The sequence below is a fragment of the Rhodococcus sp. NPDC057529 genome, from assembly GCF_042802055.1.
Lineage (GTDB): Bacteria > Actinomycetota > Actinomycetes > Mycobacteriales > Mycobacteriaceae > Rhodococcus_F.
Map to the genome: position 1 here is coordinate 137,870 of NZ_JBHVEY010000005.1, position 15,208 is coordinate 153,077.

At 69.3% G+C, this 15,208-nt stretch carries 15 protein-coding genes; 9 read left to right on the forward strand and 6 right to left on the reverse strand.

The features are described 5' to 3' along the window. Positions 1-33 precede the first annotated feature (33 nt). Entirely contained in the window at positions 34-1,017 is a 984-nt protein-coding gene (locus ACFU5V_RS11590; protein WP_378699241.1) for a heme o synthase, read from the forward strand. 21 nt (positions 1,018-1,038) lie between these two features. Here the strand turns inward: ACFU5V_RS11590 and ACFU5V_RS11595 are convergent, their stop codons facing one another. Beyond that, on the reverse strand, positions 1,039-2,004 hold the full coding sequence (locus ACFU5V_RS11595; protein WP_378438245.1) for a quinone oxidoreductase family protein: 966 nt from the start codon (positions 2,002-2,004) through the stop codon (positions 1,039-1,041). A 79-nt stretch (positions 2,005-2,083) separates the two neighbouring features. Between ACFU5V_RS11595 and ACFU5V_RS11600 the strand changes: the two genes are divergently transcribed. Beyond that, positions 2,084-2,449: a hypothetical protein gene (locus ACFU5V_RS11600; protein ID WP_378438243.1), complete on the forward strand. Its 366-nt coding sequence runs from the start codon at positions 2,084-2,086 to the stop codon at positions 2,447-2,449. On the opposite strand, the gene ACFU5V_RS11605 is transcribed toward ACFU5V_RS11600, so the two are convergent. The 5 genes from ACFU5V_RS11605 to mptB form a co-directional block, all read right to left on the reverse strand. Further along, entirely contained in the window at positions 2,446-3,408 is a 963-nt protein-coding gene (locus ACFU5V_RS11605; RefSeq protein WP_378699243.1) for a heme A synthase, read from the reverse strand. The two genes, ACFU5V_RS11600 and ACFU5V_RS11605, sit on opposite strands and share 4 nt — an antisense overlap. Positions 3,409-3,477: 69 nt before the next feature. Then, complete coding sequence (locus tag ACFU5V_RS11610) at positions 3,478-4,914, reverse strand: hypothetical protein (protein WP_378699245.1); 1,437 nt, start codon at positions 4,912-4,914, stop codon at positions 3,478-3,480. Then, complete coding sequence (locus ACFU5V_RS11615) at positions 4,911-5,711, reverse strand: ABC transporter permease (protein ID WP_378438238.1); 801 nt, start codon at positions 5,709-5,711, stop codon at positions 4,911-4,913. Before ACFU5V_RS11615 ends, ACFU5V_RS11610 begins: the two co-directional genes overlap by 4 nt. Next, the gene (locus tag ACFU5V_RS11620) at positions 5,708-6,652 is read right to left on the reverse strand and encodes an ABC transporter ATP-binding protein (RefSeq protein ID WP_378699247.1); all 945 of its coding nucleotides are present in this window, start codon (positions 6,650-6,652) and stop codon (positions 5,708-5,710) included. Before ACFU5V_RS11620 ends, ACFU5V_RS11615 begins: the two co-directional genes overlap by 4 nt. A gap of 6 nt (positions 6,653-6,658) precedes the next feature. Continuing rightward, the gene (gene mptB, locus ACFU5V_RS11625) at positions 6,659-8,443 is read right to left on the reverse strand and encodes a polyprenol phosphomannose-dependent alpha 1,6 mannosyltransferase MptB (protein WP_378438234.1); all 1,785 of its coding nucleotides are present in this window, start codon (positions 8,441-8,443) and stop codon (positions 6,659-6,661) included. 132 nt (positions 8,444-8,575) lie between these two features. On the opposite strand from mptB, the gene ACFU5V_RS11630 reads away from it, so the two are divergent. The 7 genes from ACFU5V_RS11630 (at position 8,576) to ACFU5V_RS11660 (ending at position 15,159) form a co-directional block, all read left to right on the forward strand. Continuing rightward, complete coding sequence (locus ACFU5V_RS11630) at positions 8,576-9,325, forward strand: helix-turn-helix transcriptional regulator (protein ID WP_378699249.1); 750 nt, start codon at positions 8,576-8,578, stop codon at positions 9,323-9,325. 95 nt (positions 9,326-9,420) lie between these two features. After that, complete coding sequence (sufB, locus tag ACFU5V_RS11635) at positions 9,421-10,881, forward strand: Fe-S cluster assembly protein SufB (RefSeq protein WP_072942082.1); 1,461 nt, start codon at positions 9,421-9,423, stop codon at positions 10,879-10,881. Then, positions 10,881-12,110 carry a Fe-S cluster assembly protein SufD gene (gene sufD / locus ACFU5V_RS11640; RefSeq protein WP_378699251.1) on the forward strand — a complete coding sequence of 410 codons (1,230 nt, stop codon included), beginning with the start codon at positions 10,881-10,883 and terminating at the stop codon, positions 12,108-12,110. Before sufB ends, sufD begins: the two co-directional genes overlap by 1 nt. A 45-nt stretch (positions 12,111-12,155) precedes the next feature. After that, complete coding sequence (gene sufC / locus ACFU5V_RS11645) at positions 12,156-12,965, forward strand: Fe-S cluster assembly ATPase SufC (RefSeq protein ID WP_276139833.1); 810 nt, start codon at positions 12,156-12,158, stop codon at positions 12,963-12,965. 6 nt (positions 12,966-12,971) lie between these two features. Continuing rightward, complete coding sequence (locus ACFU5V_RS11650) at positions 12,972-14,231, forward strand: cysteine desulfurase (protein WP_378438227.1); 1,260 nt, start codon at positions 12,972-12,974, stop codon at positions 14,229-14,231. Continuing rightward, positions 14,228-14,743: a Fe-S cluster assembly sulfur transfer protein SufU gene (sufU, locus tag ACFU5V_RS11655; protein WP_378438225.1), complete on the forward strand. Its 516-nt coding sequence runs from the start codon at positions 14,228-14,230 to the stop codon at positions 14,741-14,743. Before ACFU5V_RS11650 ends, sufU begins: the two co-directional genes overlap by 4 nt. Beyond that, complete coding sequence (locus ACFU5V_RS11660) at positions 14,740-15,159, forward strand: metal-sulfur cluster assembly factor (RefSeq protein ID WP_378438223.1); 420 nt, start codon at positions 14,740-14,742, stop codon at positions 15,157-15,159. The genes sufU and ACFU5V_RS11660 overlap by 4 nt, the downstream gene beginning before the upstream one ends. The last annotated feature ends 49 nt before the right edge of the window (positions 15,160-15,208 follow it).

Consider the following 15,208-nt stretch of genomic DNA (forward strand, 5'->3'; position numbering starts at 1 on the left):
GATGTGGAATACAGCGTGGTGCGAGGAGAAAACGTGCGGACAGGGCATCAGCCGAGCGGACACGGCTTCGGCAGCCCCAGCCCCGCCCCCCGCGCGACCGGCACCGACACGGTGCTGGGTCGCGTCACGGGCAAGGTCCTGGCCTACATCGCGTTGACCAAGCCGCGGGTGATCGAACTGCTGCTGGTCGCGACCATCCCGGCGATGCTGCTGGCCGACCGCGGCAACGTCGACATCCTGCTGATCCTCAGCACGCTGTTCGGCGGCTGGATGGGTGCGGCGAGCGCGAACTCCCTCAACTGCGTCGTCGACGCCGACATCGACAAGGTCATGAAGCGGACCGCGCGCCGGCCGCTGGCCCGCGACGCGGTGCCGACGTCGCACGCGTTCGTGTTCGGCATGACCCTCGGGATCGCGTCGTTCCTGTGGTTGTGGTGGCGGGCCAATCTGCTCGCCGGGTGCCTGGTCGTCCTGACCATCGCGTTCTACGTTCTCGTGTACACGATGGTGCTCAAGCGCCGGACCTGGCAGAACGTCGTCTGGGGCGGTGCCGCGGGCTGCATGCCCGTCATGGTCGGCTGGTCGGCGGTCACCGGATCGCTGAGCTGGCAGCCCATCGTGCTGTTCCTCGTCATCTTCTTCTGGACGCCGCCGCACACCTGGGCGCTCGCGATGCGCTACAAGGAGGACTACAAGGCGGCCGGTGTCCCGATGCTGCCGGTGATCGCCACCGAGGAGCACGTCACCAAGCAGATCCTGCTGTACAGCTGGGCGATGGTGATCACGTCGCTGGTGCTCGTCCCCGCCGCCGGGGTGGTCTACGCCGCCGTCACCCTCGTCGCCGGCGCCTGGTTCCTGCTCATGGCTCACCAGCTGTACCGCAGCGTGCGAGGCGGAGCGGCCGTCAAACCGCTCCGCCTCTTCCTGCAGTCCAACAACTATCTGGCGATCGTCTTCGTCGGGCTCGCCGTCGACTCGGTGCTGGGACTGCAGACCATCGGCAGCCTGCTGAGCTGACCGCGGGCCCGACGATGCGCGTCAGGGCACCAGGACGATCGAGCCCGTCGTGGCCCGCGCCTCTAGATCGCGGTGCGCCTCCTCCGCCCGCTCGAGCGGGTACTCGGCTCCCACCCGGACCGTGAGTGCACCGTCGGCGAGGGCGGAGAACACGTCTCCCGCCCGCCACGTCAGTTCCTCCCGGTTGCGGACGTGGTGCGCGAGCGTCGGCCGGGTGAGGAACAGCGAACCTGCCGGGTTCAGTCGCTGCGGATCGAACGGCGGCACCGGCCCGCTCGCGGCGCCGAACAGCGCGACCGTTCCCCGGATCCGCACCGACGCCAGACTGGCTTCGAACGTGGACGCACCGACACCGTCGTAGGCGGCTGCGACGCCCTCGCCGTCGGTCAGTTCCCGCACCCGGGCCGCGATGTCGTCGTCGTACCGCAGCACCTCGTGCGCGCCGGCGTCCCGGGACAACTGCTCCTTCGCGTCGGAGGACACGGTGGTGATCACCCGGGCGCCCAGCGTCGTCGCCATCTGGGTGAGGATCAGCCCGACGCCGCCCGCCCCGGCGTGGACGAGGACGGTGTCGCCGGGTCGGATCGGGTACGTGGAGTGGGCCAGGTAGTGGGCGGTCATGCCCTGCAGCAGCGCGGACGCGGCCTGCGGGGCGGGCACGGAGCCGGGGACGGCGATCGCGGCCGCCGCGGGGACGGCCACCTTCGCCGCGTAGCTGCCGGGAGCGGCGCACCAGGCCACCCGGTCGCCGGGTGCGAAATCCGACACGTCGCCGCCGACGGCCTCCACCACGCCGGAGCCCTCGTCTCCGGGTATGTACGGCAGCGGCCGCGGGTACAGACCCGTCCGGAAGTACGTGTCGATGTAGTTGATGCCGATGGCGTCGGTGCGAACGAGCAGATCCGTCGCTCCGATCTCGGGTTCAGGAACCTCTACCGGTTCGAGGACGTCGGGACCACCGAGACGGGAAACCTGTATAGCGCGCATGGTTTCAGTTCTACACGGCGCGGCCCGCCGCACGGAGCCTGGCGGACACGGCACGTCTACCGCCCAGTATTCTCGGAGCATGAGTACCGACACCCATGCGGAACAGGCCCCCTCGAGCCCGGCACCCTCGCTGCCGTCCCACACGGTCGACGCGATCGAGAAGTTCGTGGCCGAGCACGGCGGTTCGGCCAGCGCCGTCATCCAGCCCATCGGGCTCGCCGGCGTCCGGATCACCCTCGTCGGAGCCGACGGCATCCTCGGTGACCAGGTGGTCGACGATCTCGCCACCGCGAACGCCGTCGTCGCCTCGCTCGACGACGTCACCGTCTCCGAGTGGGACCGCGCGATCACCAGCATCGTCACGCCCCGCAAGGGCCACTTCCAGAAGATGGCCGGCTGGGTCGCGCGGCAGACCCGCTTCCCGAAGGCCCGCAACGAGCGCTAGACGCTCGCGGTGTCGGGCTGCGTGACGTACTCGCGGGTGCGCCCCGCGGCCCACACCGCCGCGGTGGCCGCGGTGCACAGCCCGGCCCCCGCCACGTGGAACGCCACCAGGGCGGCGGGAACGTCCGTGAAGAACTGGACCAGCCCGATCAGCGCCTGCGCCACCACCAGCGCGAGGAGAACCTGCACCCGGACCTTCACCGCGCGGCCGGCGCCGACGGCGTACAGGCCGAAGCACAGGCCGACCAGCAACGCCAGATAACCCACCAGCAGTTGCGCATGCAGGTGCACGAGCGTGACGATCTCCACCTCGAGGCGCGGAACCACGCGGTCGAGACTCTTGTCTCCCGCGTGCGGGCCCGCACCCGTGACGAGTGTTCCGGCGGCGAGGACGCCGGCCAGCGCGACCGCCGACAGCGCGGTGAGCCAGCGCAGCGGTGCCGGGATCACGTCGATCGCCGGGGCGTCGTCGGGTTCGCAGATCTTCGCGTACATCACGGTCGCCAGCCACACCATCGCCATCGACGCGAGCAGGTGCACCGCGACCGTCCACCACAGCAGTCCGGTGAGCACCGTGACACCGCCGATGACCGCCTGCACGACGGTGCCGAGCGGCATCATCCACGCGTAGACGAGGACCTTCTTGCGGCGGCGCGCGCGCGTGACCGCGAGGACGATCAGGGCCGCGGCCACGACGACGACGAACGTCAGCAGCCGGTTGCCGAATTCGACCGCCTGGTGGACGACGGCGACCTCGCCGTGCCCGACCGGCACGAAGCTGCCGGGGAAGCACTGCGGCCACGTGGGGCAGCCGAGGCCGGAGGCCGTCACCCGGACGACGGCCCCGGTGACGGCGATGCCGCCCTGCGTGAGGATCACCGCGAACGCGATGACACGCTGCACGGTCAGCGACGGAAGGGGGAGACGGTCTACCAGGCTCAGAAACCCGCGATACAGCACGGCATCGATGGTAGAGGGCGGTCAACTACAGCGTGTCGTTGGGCCGGTGGCGGCGCGGCCGACTCCGTGCTACTCGCCGCGAATGCGCAGGATGCCGGTCACCGTCCCCTGCCAGAAGTCGCCGGTGTCGGTGACGAGTCCGGACATCTGCAGGGTGTCGTTGACGGCGGTGCCGGGGAGTGGGCTGGTGTGCTCGACGGAGCCGTCGGACGGATCGATCACCGCGAACGCGAAACCGTCCAGGGGTGTCGTGACGTCGAACCCCTGGCGGATCACGGTGTACAGCAGGCCGTCGCCGGTCGACAGGTGCGGGACCGCGGCGCTGCGCACGTCGTTGCTCCACACCTGGTGGCAGCCGATCGGGTCGATGTCCACCCGCGTCATGCCGCCGGTGAAGGGCGCGTGCGTCGGAACGGCCGGTCCCGCCCCGTCCGGGACGGCGGGATACGGATAGCCGTACGTCCCGGCGACGTACACCGAGTTGCCGATGCCGATCGGCGAGTTCTCGCTGCCGCCCGGGTTGGCGAGCACCGGGAGGGAGCAGATCTCGTCGCCGGAATCGGCGCGGAAGACCCGGAGATTCACCTGCGGGTCGGCGTTGTCGACGATCGCGACGAAATCGCTGCCGGTGGACGGTCCGAAGTAGGTGGGGGTGGAGCCGGTGCCGTGGCTCAGCTGCCCCGGCTTCCGGTCCGGTCCGCGGTCGTACTCGCGGCGCCAATCCAGACGGACCTCACCGTCGCGGAGCGCGAACTGGTACAGGGCGTGCGTGGTCGCGACCGCGGCGCCTGCAGGCGAGGTGGAGATGCTGTTCTGCACCTGTTCGCCCGCGGCCGGCGGCAGGGTGTGCGCGACACCGCCGCGGTCCACGGCTCCGACGACACCGCCGCCCGTCGCGAACCAGACGTTGCCCTGCCAGTCCGGCGTCAGCCCGGTCACGTTGTCGCCCTGCGGAACGGTGCCGGACAGGTCGACGTGCGAGTCGACGGTGATCCGCCACCGGCCTGCGGGGTCCGTCGAATGTCCGAGGCGCAGCAGCTGACGGTTGCCGTCGACGACGACCAGGCGGTTGTCGTTGTCGAGGAACGCGTACACGCCGCCGAGCAGGCTGCCCTTCGCCAGCGCGAACGTGGCGAGCGAGCCGCCGAACGGCGCCGCCGGGGCCGCTGGGTCGATCAGGTGCACGGTGGGAACCTGGCCGGCCACGGACGTGCACAGGGCGACGACGAGCCGGTCGGAACCCTGCAGGAGGGTCGGGCACGCGGATACGAGCGGGTACGCGGACAGCGTGACGGGGCCGGTGCCGGGCCCGGGCAGCGGCGTCACGTCGGTGGACCCGGCGTCGCCGTGCATCGTGGACGTGCCCGCGGGTCCGAGGAACGGATTCGGCGACGCAGGCGGACCCCACTGCGGTGCGGCGCCCGCGGGCAGCGCGCCACCGCAGACGACGGCGAGCAGAACAGCGAGAACGGTGCCTGCGCGGCGGACCGTGAGTCGACGGATCACGTGAATCGGAACGTCCTTGCCGCCAGGGCCCCCGCGGCCGCGCCCCAGACGGCGAGGACCACGACGCTGAGCACGTCGACCGATCCCGACAGTGCGGCGTCCAGGGCGTGCGCGAGCGCACCGGAGGGAATCAGCCGGGCCCCGGTGTGGAGGAGCCAGGGCAGGTCGCCGGTGGCGAACACCACACTGCCGACGCCGACCATCACGAACCACAGAATGTTGGCGAGGGCGAGGACGATGTCGGCGCGGAGGGTGCCGCCGAGCAGTAGGCCCATCGCCGCGAACGTCACGGTGCCCAGCGCGATGATCACGGCGCCGAGGACGAGTCCCCACGCACTCGGACGCCAGCCGAGGGCCAGTCCGATCGCACCGAGCAGCACGGATTGCAGGGCGACGACGATGACCACCGCGGCGCTCTTCCCGGCGATGATTCCCCACGTCGGAAGGGGGGTGGCGCCGAGCCGTTTGAGGGCACCGTACCGGCGGTCGAACCCGACCGCGATCGCCTGCCCGGTGAACGCCGTGGACATCACGGCCACCATCATCACGGCGGGCACCACCTTGTCGACCCGCGACGTTCCGAGGTCGCCGATGGGCAGCAGGCACAGCCCGATCAGCAGCGTGATCGGGATGAACATCGTCAGCAGCAGTTGTTCGCCGTTGCGCAGGAGCAGTTTCAGCTCGAGCGCGGTCTGCGCCCGCAGCATGACCGCAGCGCCGCTCGGGCGGGGATCGGGTGTGAACGTGCCCGGGGCGAAACGGTTCTCCGTCAGACGGTCACTGGTGCTCATCGTCATCCCCTCAGTTCCCGGCCGGTGAGTTCGAGGAAGACATCCTCGAGGCTGCGCTGGTCGACGCGGATGTCGCTGATCAGGGCGTCCAGGTCGGCGCACCACGACGCGACGGAGGCCACCACCGTCGGGTCGATCGGCCCTTCGACGAGGTAGGTGCCCGGTCCGGACTCGGCCACCCGGAAGCCGTCGGGAAGGGTCCGTGCGAGCGGCCCGGTGTCCAGACCGGCGGGCGCGGTGAGCCGCAACTGGCCTTCGGCGCCGCGGCTGGTGACCTCGGCGGGCGTTCCGGCGGCGACGATCGACCCGTGGTCGATGATGACGAGCCGGTCCGCGAGTTCCTCGGCCTCGTCCATGAGGTGCGTCGTCAGCAGCACGCTGACGCCGTCGCGGCGCAGTGCGTCGATCAGTTCCCACACCAGCAGGCGGGCCTGGGCGTCGAGCCCGGCGGTGGGTTCGTCGAGGAAGACCAGCTCGGGGCGGCCGACCAGTGCGCAGGCCAGGGACAGGCGTTGCTGCTGCCCGCCGGACAGCCGGCGGTACGGGGTGCGCCGCGAATCCTCGAGCCCGAGGCTCCGCAGCAACCACTCGGGGTCGAGGGGATCGGCGGAGTAGGCGGCGACCAGGTCGAGCATCTCGCCGGCGCGGGAACCGGGGTACGCGCCGCCGCCCTGCAGCATCACACCGATCCGGGCCCGGACGGCGCCGGCATCCGCGACGGGATCGAGTCCGAGGACGCGGACGGTGCCGCTGTCGGGGCGGACGAAACCCTCACACATTTCGACGGTGGTGGTCTTACCCGCGCCGTTGGGACCGAGCAACGCCACGACCTGTGCCGGTTCGACGGTGAGATCGAGCCCGTCGACGGCCCTCACACCGTCGAAGGTCTTCACCACGCCTTCCAGGCGTACAGCAGGTTGCGCCGATCCGGGCGTTCGCGAGGTCACGGGGAATCAGCGTAAGCCCTGGCCGGGTGTGACCCGGCCGGTGCCCCGGCTTTCCGCGCCGGCGTCGTCCCGGGGCGGATCCTGCGGTTCCTGCACGGCCGGCTGCTGCCCCGGACCGACCCGCCACGGCAGGCGGTTGCGGGTGATCACGATGAGCGTTCCCGCCGTGAAGATGGTGGCGATGGCGGCCTGGACGATGACGAAGGGCTGGTACTCGCCGCCGTTCGGCATGAGGATGACGCTGACGATGGACGAGAAGACGATCGCGGGTACCCGGAACGCGGGTGCGGTGGCCCAGGCGGCGAGCGGCAGCACCGCCCACAGCAGATACCAGGGCTGCACCACGGGGAACAGCAGGACGACCGCGCCGAGGGACAGTCCGAGCGCGCCGACCGCGTGGATGCGGCCGACGAGGGTGGCGACGAGCATCCGGAGTGTGATGAACGCCGCAGCGACGGCGGCGATCGGCCGGGTCAGGCTCAGCACCGCCGTCGTGTGATCGCCGAGGCCCAGCAGAACCCCGGCCAGTCCGGTGCCCAGCCCGAGGAGCGTGGGAATCGACATCCAGCTGCGGACCGCGTTCGCCGTGCCGAGCGTGTGCACCCAGCCGATTCCGAGCCCGCTGGACGTGCTGATGACGAGGGTGACCACCAGGGCCACCCCGCCGAGCAGGGCGGCCGCGGTGAGCACCGCTTTCGGGGTTCCGCCCCATCGCCTGGCCAGCGCCATCCCGACGAATCCCAGCGCGAGCAGGGAGGGGATCTTGATCGTCGACGACAGGGCGATGAGCGCCGCCCCCGACAGCAGCAGGAGAAGGGACTGCCCGCGGATCGGATCCGCCCGTTCGACGGCCCGCAGCGCCAGTTCGATCCCGGCCAGCATGAGGCCGAGCATCAGCGCCTCGTTGTGGATCCCGGCGACCAGGTGGAACAGCAGCAGGGGGTTGGCGGCGCCCAGCCAGAGGGCGCTGACCTCGGCGACGCCGCAGCGACGCGCCAGGCGGGGGAGCGCCCACACGATCATCGCCACACCGGCGAGCGCGAGCAGCCGGTGCAGGAAGATTCCCGCGACGATGTTCTCGCCGGTCAGCCAGCTGATCCCGCGCCCCATCCAGAGGAACAGCGGGCCGTACGGCGCGGGTGTGTCCCGCCAGATCGTCGGCACGGTGCGGGTCAGGACGTGATCGACGCCGAGAGCGCCCGCGGGGCCGATGGCGTAGGGGTCGAGCCCGCGGGCCGCGATCTCGCTCTGCGCGAGGTACGAGTACACGTCCTTGCTGAACATCGGCGGCGCGACGGACAGCGGGATGATCCACAGCAACAGGGTGCGGTCGAGCTGGGACCGGTTGAGGCGGCGCACGGCCCCGGACTGCAGGCTGCCGATCGCGAACCGGCCGAGCAGCAGCCACGCGAGCACGATCATCACGGTGCCGGTCATGGCGAGGGTCAGCGCCACGCTGGGGATCCGGGCGGGAAGTCCGATGATGCGCAGACCCTGGACGGGGTTCTGCAGTACCGGCTGGGCGCCGGCGCCCAGTGCGCCGACGGCCATCAGGACGGCGCCGGTCGCGCCGAACCGGCGGATACCGCGGAGCTGCGCGGTCTCCTGCCCGTTCAGGCCTGCGGTCTCCGGTTCGTCGCCGTGCAGCGCGGCCGCCACCGACGAGCGGGGAGAGGGTCCGTCGATGCCCAGCGCCCGCCGGACGAGCTCGGCCGGATGTCGGAGAGCGGCGCGAGCCGTCAAGGTCGGCTCCGCGCGGGTCGGCTCCGGGTTCTCGGGGGTCTGCGGCACACAGGCAGCGTAGCGGTGCGCCGCACACGGCCGGTTCGGCCAGTATTCCCGCGCACGGGCCGCACATAATCACAGGTGTAAGGCAGGGCACCCTTAGTAGACCTGCGATCGGAATTCCGTCACACTGGTGTTGTGAAAACGGATACGACACCACGTGCAACGAAGGAAAGCGCAGTTCACGCGCCTTCTTCGGCGGCGGCTGTCGCAACCGCGTCACCCGTCGCCGTGGGCCACGAAGGGCACACCCGCGCGGCCGTCGTGAAGCTCCTCCTCGAGGAGGGGCCCATCACCGCGTCGGAAATCGGAACCCGCCTGGGCCTGAGTGCCGCCGGAGTCCGTCGTCATCTCGACGCACTCCTCGAATCCGGCGAGGCGCGCGAGGCGTCCTCCGTCGCCGTGCGTCACCGCGGACGGGGACGGCCCGCCAAATACTTCCAGATCACCGCCAAGGGTCGCGGCAGGCTCGGTCACGCGTACGACGACCTCGCGGGCGCGGCCATGCGCCAACTGCGGGAGGTCGGGGGAGACGCCGCGATCACCGAATTCGCGCGCCGCCGCGTGCAGGCGATCGTCGGCGACGTCACCCCGGCCGCGGATCACAGCGCCGAGGGCCTCGAAACCACCGCCGACGCCATCGCCGACGCATTCACCACCGCCGGATTCGCGGCCTCGACCCGCCCGGTCGGCAACGGCGTGCAGATCTGCCAGCACCACTGCCCGGTCTCGCACGTCGCCGAGGAATTCCCGGAACTGTGCGAAGCCGAGCAGGCCGCGTTCGCCCAACTGCTCGGCACCCATGTCCAGCGGCTCGCGACCATCGCGAACGGCGACTGCGCCTGCACCACCCACGTTCCACTCGTCCCACCGTCCGGTCCCAAATAGCAACGCTATCCCGATAGATCCCCTAGTCAGCAACCTGTTTTCCACCGGCGACCAGCCCTCGCCGGTCTCGTAACAAGACTCCGGAAGGAGCTCGCATGACCGTCACATCAGACCAGGTGACATCCACTGCGTCGGCCAACGCCGAGCCGCTCACGCAGGAAGAGACCATCGCGTCACTCGGGCATTACGGGTACGGCTGGTCCGATTCCGACGAGGCCGGTGCCAGTGCGCAGCGCGGTCTGTCCGAAGACGTCGTGCGCGACATCTCGGCGAAGAAGAGCGAACCGGACTGGATGCTCGACATCCGTCTGCGCGCGCTGAAGACCTTCGACAAGAAGCCGATGCCGAACTGGGGATCGGACCTCGAAGGCATCCACTTCGACAACATCAAATACTTCGTGCGCTCGAGCGAGAAGCAGGCCGAGAGCTGGGAAGACCTGCCCGAGGACATCAAGAACACGTACGACAAGCTGGGCATCCCCGAGGCCGAGAAGCAGCGCCTCGTCGCCGGTGTCGCGGCGCAGTACGAGTCCGAGGTCGTCTACCACTCGATCCGTGAGGACCTCGAGTCGCAGGGCGTCATCTTCCTCGACACCGACACGGGCCTGAAGCAGCACCCCGAACTGTTCCGGGAGTACTTCGGCACGGTCATCCCGGCCGGCGACAACAAGTTCTCCGCGCTGAACACCGCGGTGTGGTCGGGTGGCTCGTTCATCTACGTCCCGCCGGGCGTGCACGTCGACATCCCGCTGCAGGCCTACTTCCGCATCAACACGGAGAACATGGGCCAGTTCGAGCGGACCCTGATCATCGTCGACGAGGGCGCCTCGGTGCACTACGTCGAGGGCTGCACGGCGCCGATCTACAAGTCCGACTCCCTGCACTCCGCGGTGGTCGAGATCATCGTGAAGAAGGGCGGCCACTGCCGCTACACGACCATCCAGAACTGGTCGAACAACGTCTACAACCTGGTCACCAAGCGCACCAAGGTGGAGGCCGGCGGATCCATGGAGTGGATCGACGGCAACATCGGGTCCAAGGTCACCATGAAGTACCCGGCCGTCTGGATGATGGGTGAGCACGCCCGCGGCGAGGTTCTCTCCGTGGCATTCGCCGGTGAGGGCCAGCACCAGGACACCGGCGCGAAGATGCTGCACCTCGCGCCGCACACGTCGTCGACGATCATCAGCAAGTCGGTGGCCCGCGGCGGTGGCCGCGCGTCCTACCGCGGACTCGTCCAGGTCAACAAGGGCGCCCACGGCTCCAAGTCGACGGTCAAGTGTGACGCGCTGCTGGTCGATCAGATCAGCCGCTCGGACACCTACCCCTACGTCGACATCCGGGAGGACGACGTGACCATGGGTCACGAGGCCACCGTGTCGAAGGTGAGCGACGACCAGCTGTTCTACCTGATGAGCCGCGGGCTCACCGAGGACGAGGCCATGGCCACGGTCGTGCGCGGCTTCGTCGAGCCGATCGCCAAGGAACTCCCGATGGAGTACGCCCTGGAACTGAACCGCCTGATCGAACTGCAGATGGAAGGGGCGGTGGGTTAGTGACCACGCCAGAAACTGGTGTCCAGAATCTCGGAGTCACGGGAGCCGTCGCCGGCGAGAATCCGCGGATAGCGCGGACGTCCACCGGCTCGCCGATCGCCAACAAGGGCGAGGTCTTCACGTCGTTCGACGTCAACGCGTTCGAGATCCCGGGTGGTCGCGACGAGGTCTGGCGGTTCACCCCGCTGCGCCGTCTGCGCGGACTGCACGACGGATCGGCCGTGGCGAGCGGCACGGCCACCGTCGACGTCGCCGGCCCGGACGCCGTGACGGTCGAGACCGTCGGACGTGACGACGACCGGCTGGGCAAGGCCGGCGTTCCCGCCGACCGTGTGGCCGCACAGGCGTACTCGGGTTTCGAGACGGCGACCGTCGTGACCGTCGGCCGTGAGGTCGAGGTCGCGGAGACGATCAACATCACGATCACGGGTCCGGGCGAGGGCAAGGTCGCCTTCGGGCACCTGCAGATCCGGCTCGACGCGTTCGCGAAGGCGACCGTCGTCATCGACCAGCGCGGCAGCGGCACGTTCGCCGAGAACGTCGAATTCGTGCTCGGCGACAGCGCCCACCTCACCGTCGTCGCCGTCCAGGACTGGGCGGACGACACCGTGCACGTGGCATCGCATCACGCGCGCCTCGGCCGGGACGCGGTCCTGCGGCACAACGCCGTCAGCCTCGGCGGCGACCTCGTCCGCCTGTCCGCGACCGTCAAGTACGACGGCCCCGGCGGCGACGCCGAACTGCTCGGTCTGTACTTCGCCGACGCGGGACAGCACTTCGAGCAGCGACTGCTGGTGGATCACTCGCAGCCGCACTGCAAGTCCAACGTGGTCTACAAGGGCGCCCTGCAGGGTGATCCGGAGTCGGGGAAGCCCGACGCCCACACCGTGTGGGTCGGCGACGTGCTGATCCGTGCGGCGGCCGAAGGCACCGACACGTTCGAGCTGAACCGCAACCTCGTCCTCACGGACGGTGCCCGCGCGGACTCGGTCCCCAACCTGGAGATCGAGACCGGCGAGATCGTGGGTGCCGGCCACGCCAGCGCCACGGGTCGATTCGACGACGAGCAGTTGTTCTACCTGCGCGCCCGCGGAATCCCCGAGGACGCGGCACGGCGACTCGTCGTGCGCGGGTTCTTCCACGAGATCATCAACAAGATCGCCGTCGCCGAGATCCGCGAGCGTCTCGAGGCTGCCGTCGAGGCCGAACTCGCCGCAGTCGGCGTCTGAGCCGCGCCGCCGGACCATTACTTCCCATTTCTTCGAAGGATCACAATGTCTACCCCTGACGCTTCCACCCCCGAAACCTCGGTCCTGGAAATCAAGGACCTGCACGTCGACGTCGCGAACACCGACGAGAACGCCGAGCCGATCAACATCCTCAAGGGTGTGAACCTGACGGTGCGCTCCGGCGAGACGCACGCCATCATGGGACCGAACGGTTCCGGCAAGTCGACGCTGTCATACGCCATCGCGGGTCACCCCAAGTACCAGATCACCTCGGGGTCCATCACCCTCAACGGTGAGGACGTCCTCGAGATGACCGTCGACGAGCGGGCCCGCGCGGGACTGTTCCTCGCGATGCAGTACCCCGTCGAGGTCCCCGGCGTCTCGATGTCGAACTTCCTGCGCACCGCGGCCACCGCCGTCCGGGGCGAGGCCCCGAAGCTCCGCCACTGGGTGAAGGAGGTCAAGGAGGCGCTGACCGAACTCGACATCGACCCCTCGTTCGGCGAGCGCAGCGTCAACGAAGGTTTCTCCGGCGGTGAGAAGAAGCGCCACGAGATCCTGCAGCTCGGCCTGCTGAAGCCGAAGATCGCGATCCTCGACGAGACCGACTCCGGACTCGACGTCGACGCCCTGCGCGTCGTCTCCGAGGGCGTGAACCGTTACAAGGAGCGCGAGCACGGCGGAATCCTGCTGATCACGCACTACACGCGCATCCTCCGGTACATCAAGCCGGAGTACGTCCACGTGTTCGTCGGCGGTCGCGTCGTCGAGTCGGGCGGGCCGGAACTGGCCGACGAGCTCGAGGCGAACGGCTACGAGCGCTTCACCCAGGCTGCAGCAACGCAAGGAGCATAAACGCAGATGACCACCTCGGTGCGCGTATTCGACGTCACCCGGATCCGGGAGGACTTCCCGATCCTGGCGCGTACGGTCCGCGACGGAAAACCGCTGGTGTACCTCGATTCGGGTGCCACATCGCAGCGCCCGAACCAGGTGCTCGACGCCGAGAGGGAGTTTCTCACCACCTGTAACGCCGCCGTGCACCGAGGCGCTCACCAGCTCGCCGAAGAGGCCACGGACGCGTACGAGAACGCGCGTGCGGCGATCGCCGAGTTCGTCGGCGTCGACAGCGACGAACTCGTGTTCACCAAGAACGCGACGGAGTCCCTCAACCTCGTCACCCACGTCCTCGGCGACGATCGCTTCGAACGGCACCTCGGTCCCGGCGACGAGATCGTCATCACCGAGCTCGAGCATCACGCCAATCTGGTGCCGTGGCAGGAGCTTGCGCGCAGCACCGGTGCCACGTTGCGCTGGTACGGCGTCACCGACGACGGCCGCATCGACGTCGACTCGCTCGAGCTGACCGATGCCGTCAAGGTCGTGTCGTTCACCCACCAGTCCAACGTGACCGGGGCGGTGGCACCGGTCGAGGAACTGGTCCGCCGCGCCCGCGCGGTCGGCGCACTGGTGGTGCTCGACGCCTGCCAGTCCGTCCCGCACATGGCGGTGGACTTCCACGCGCTGGGAGTCGACTTCGCGGCGTTCTCCGGGCACAAGATGCTCGGCCCGTCCGGCGTGGGTGTCCTGTACGGGCGCCGCGAACTCCTGAACGCGATGCCGCCGTTCATCACCGGCGGCTCGATGATCGAGACCGTCACGATGGAACGCACCACGTACGCGCCGCCGCCGCAGCGGTTCGAGGCCGGTGTTCCGATGACATCGCAGGTCGTCGGTCTCGGCGCCGCGGTCCGGTATCTCGACGAGATCGGGATGGACGCGGTCGCCGCGCACGAACACACCCTGGTCGAGGCGGCACTGGCAGCGCTCGGCGCCATCGACGGCGTGCGCATCATCGGACCCACGACTGCCGAGAACCGAGGCGGGGCAGTGTCGTTCGTGGTCGACGGGATCCATGCCCACGATCTCGGCCAGATCCTCGACGACGAGGGCGTCGCCATCCGCGTGGGCCACCACTGCGCCTGGCCCCTGCACCGGCGTTTCGGTGTCGCGGCCACGGCGAGGGCGTCGTTCGCGCTGTACAACACGGTCGACGAGGTCGCCGCTCTTGCGGCGGCGGTGCGGCGTGCCCAGGAGTTCTTCGGGGAGGTTCCTGCATGAGAATGGAACAGATGTACCAGGAAGTGATCCTGGACCACTACAAGCATCCCCACGGCCGCGGCCTTCGTGAACCGTTCGGCGCCGAAGTCCATCACGTCAACCCGACGTGCGGCGACGAGGTGACGCTGCGCGTGCAGCTCGCCGACGACGGCACGGTGGTGGATGTGTCGTACGACGGCCAGGGGTGTTCCATCAGCCAGGCGTCGACGTCGGTGCTCACCGATCAGGTGGTGGGGATGCCCGTCGAGCAGGCGCTGCAGACCGTTGCCGCGTTCAACGAAATGGTCAGCAGCCGCGGTACCGTCGAGGGGGACGAGGACGTCCTCGGGGACGGCATCGCCTTCGTCGGTGTCTCGAAGTACCCGGCCCGCGTGAAGTGCGCGTTGCTGGGATGGATGGCATTCAAGGACGCGGTTGTTCAGATAGTGGACGACCGGGTCGTGGACGAACAGGATTCGGCCGTCCCGACAGTGGACGGCGAACCAGCTCGAATCGGAGGACAGGCATCATGAGCGAGACGCAGACGCCGCAGGCGGACGCCACAGCCGCACCGGAGCAGGCGCCGGCGGACCAGGGCAGCGAATCCGCGCCCGCCGCATCGGGTGCGATCACCGACCCGAAGCGCCTGGAGGAGCTGGAGGAGGCGATGCGTGACGTCGTCGACCCCGAACTCGGCATCAACGTCGTCGACCTCGGCCTGGTGTACGGAATCACCGAGGACGAGGACGCCGTGACCCTCGACATGACCCTCACGTCGGCGGCGTGCCCGCTGACCGATGTCATCGAGGACCAATCCCGCGGCGCACTCGTGCGCAGCGGTCTGTGCAACGAATTGAAGATCAACTGGGTGTGGCTCCCGCCGTGGGGCCCCGACAAGATCACCGAGGACGGCCGCGAGCAGTTGCGGGCCCTCGGCTTCACGGTCTGACCACCCACTGCCGTTGACACGGGGAGGGGCTCGGCGAGAATCATCTCGC

What these genes read in the sequence shown, in the direction of transcription:
- ACFU5V_RS11595 (WP_378438245.1), bottom strand. Translation starts at nt 2,004, where the DNA reads ATGCGCGCTATACAGGTTTCCCGTCTCGGTGGTCCCGACGTCCTCGAA.
- ACFU5V_RS11600 (WP_378438243.1), top strand. Translation starts at nt 2,084, where the DNA reads ATGAGTACCGACACCCATGCGGAACAGGCCCCCTCGAGCCCGGCACCC.
- ACFU5V_RS11615 (WP_378438238.1), bottom strand. Translation starts at nt 5,711, where the DNA reads ATGACGATGAGCACCAGTGACCGTCTGACGGAGAACCGTTTCGCCCCG.
- sufB (WP_072942082.1), top strand. Translation starts at nt 9,421, where the DNA reads ATGACCGTCACATCAGACCAGGTGACATCCACTGCGTCGGCCAACGCC.
- sufC (WP_276139833.1), top strand. Translation starts at nt 12,156, where the DNA reads ATGTCTACCCCTGACGCTTCCACCCCCGAAACCTCGGTCCTGGAAATC.
- ACFU5V_RS11650 (WP_378438227.1), top strand. Translation starts at nt 12,972, where the DNA reads ATGACCACCTCGGTGCGCGTATTCGACGTCACCCGGATCCGGGAGGAC.
- sufU (WP_378438225.1), top strand. Translation starts at nt 14,228, where the DNA reads ATGAGAATGGAACAGATGTACCAGGAAGTGATCCTGGACCACTACAAG.
- ACFU5V_RS11660 (WP_378438223.1), top strand. Translation starts at nt 14,740, where the DNA reads ATGAGCGAGACGCAGACGCCGCAGGCGGACGCCACAGCCGCACCGGAG.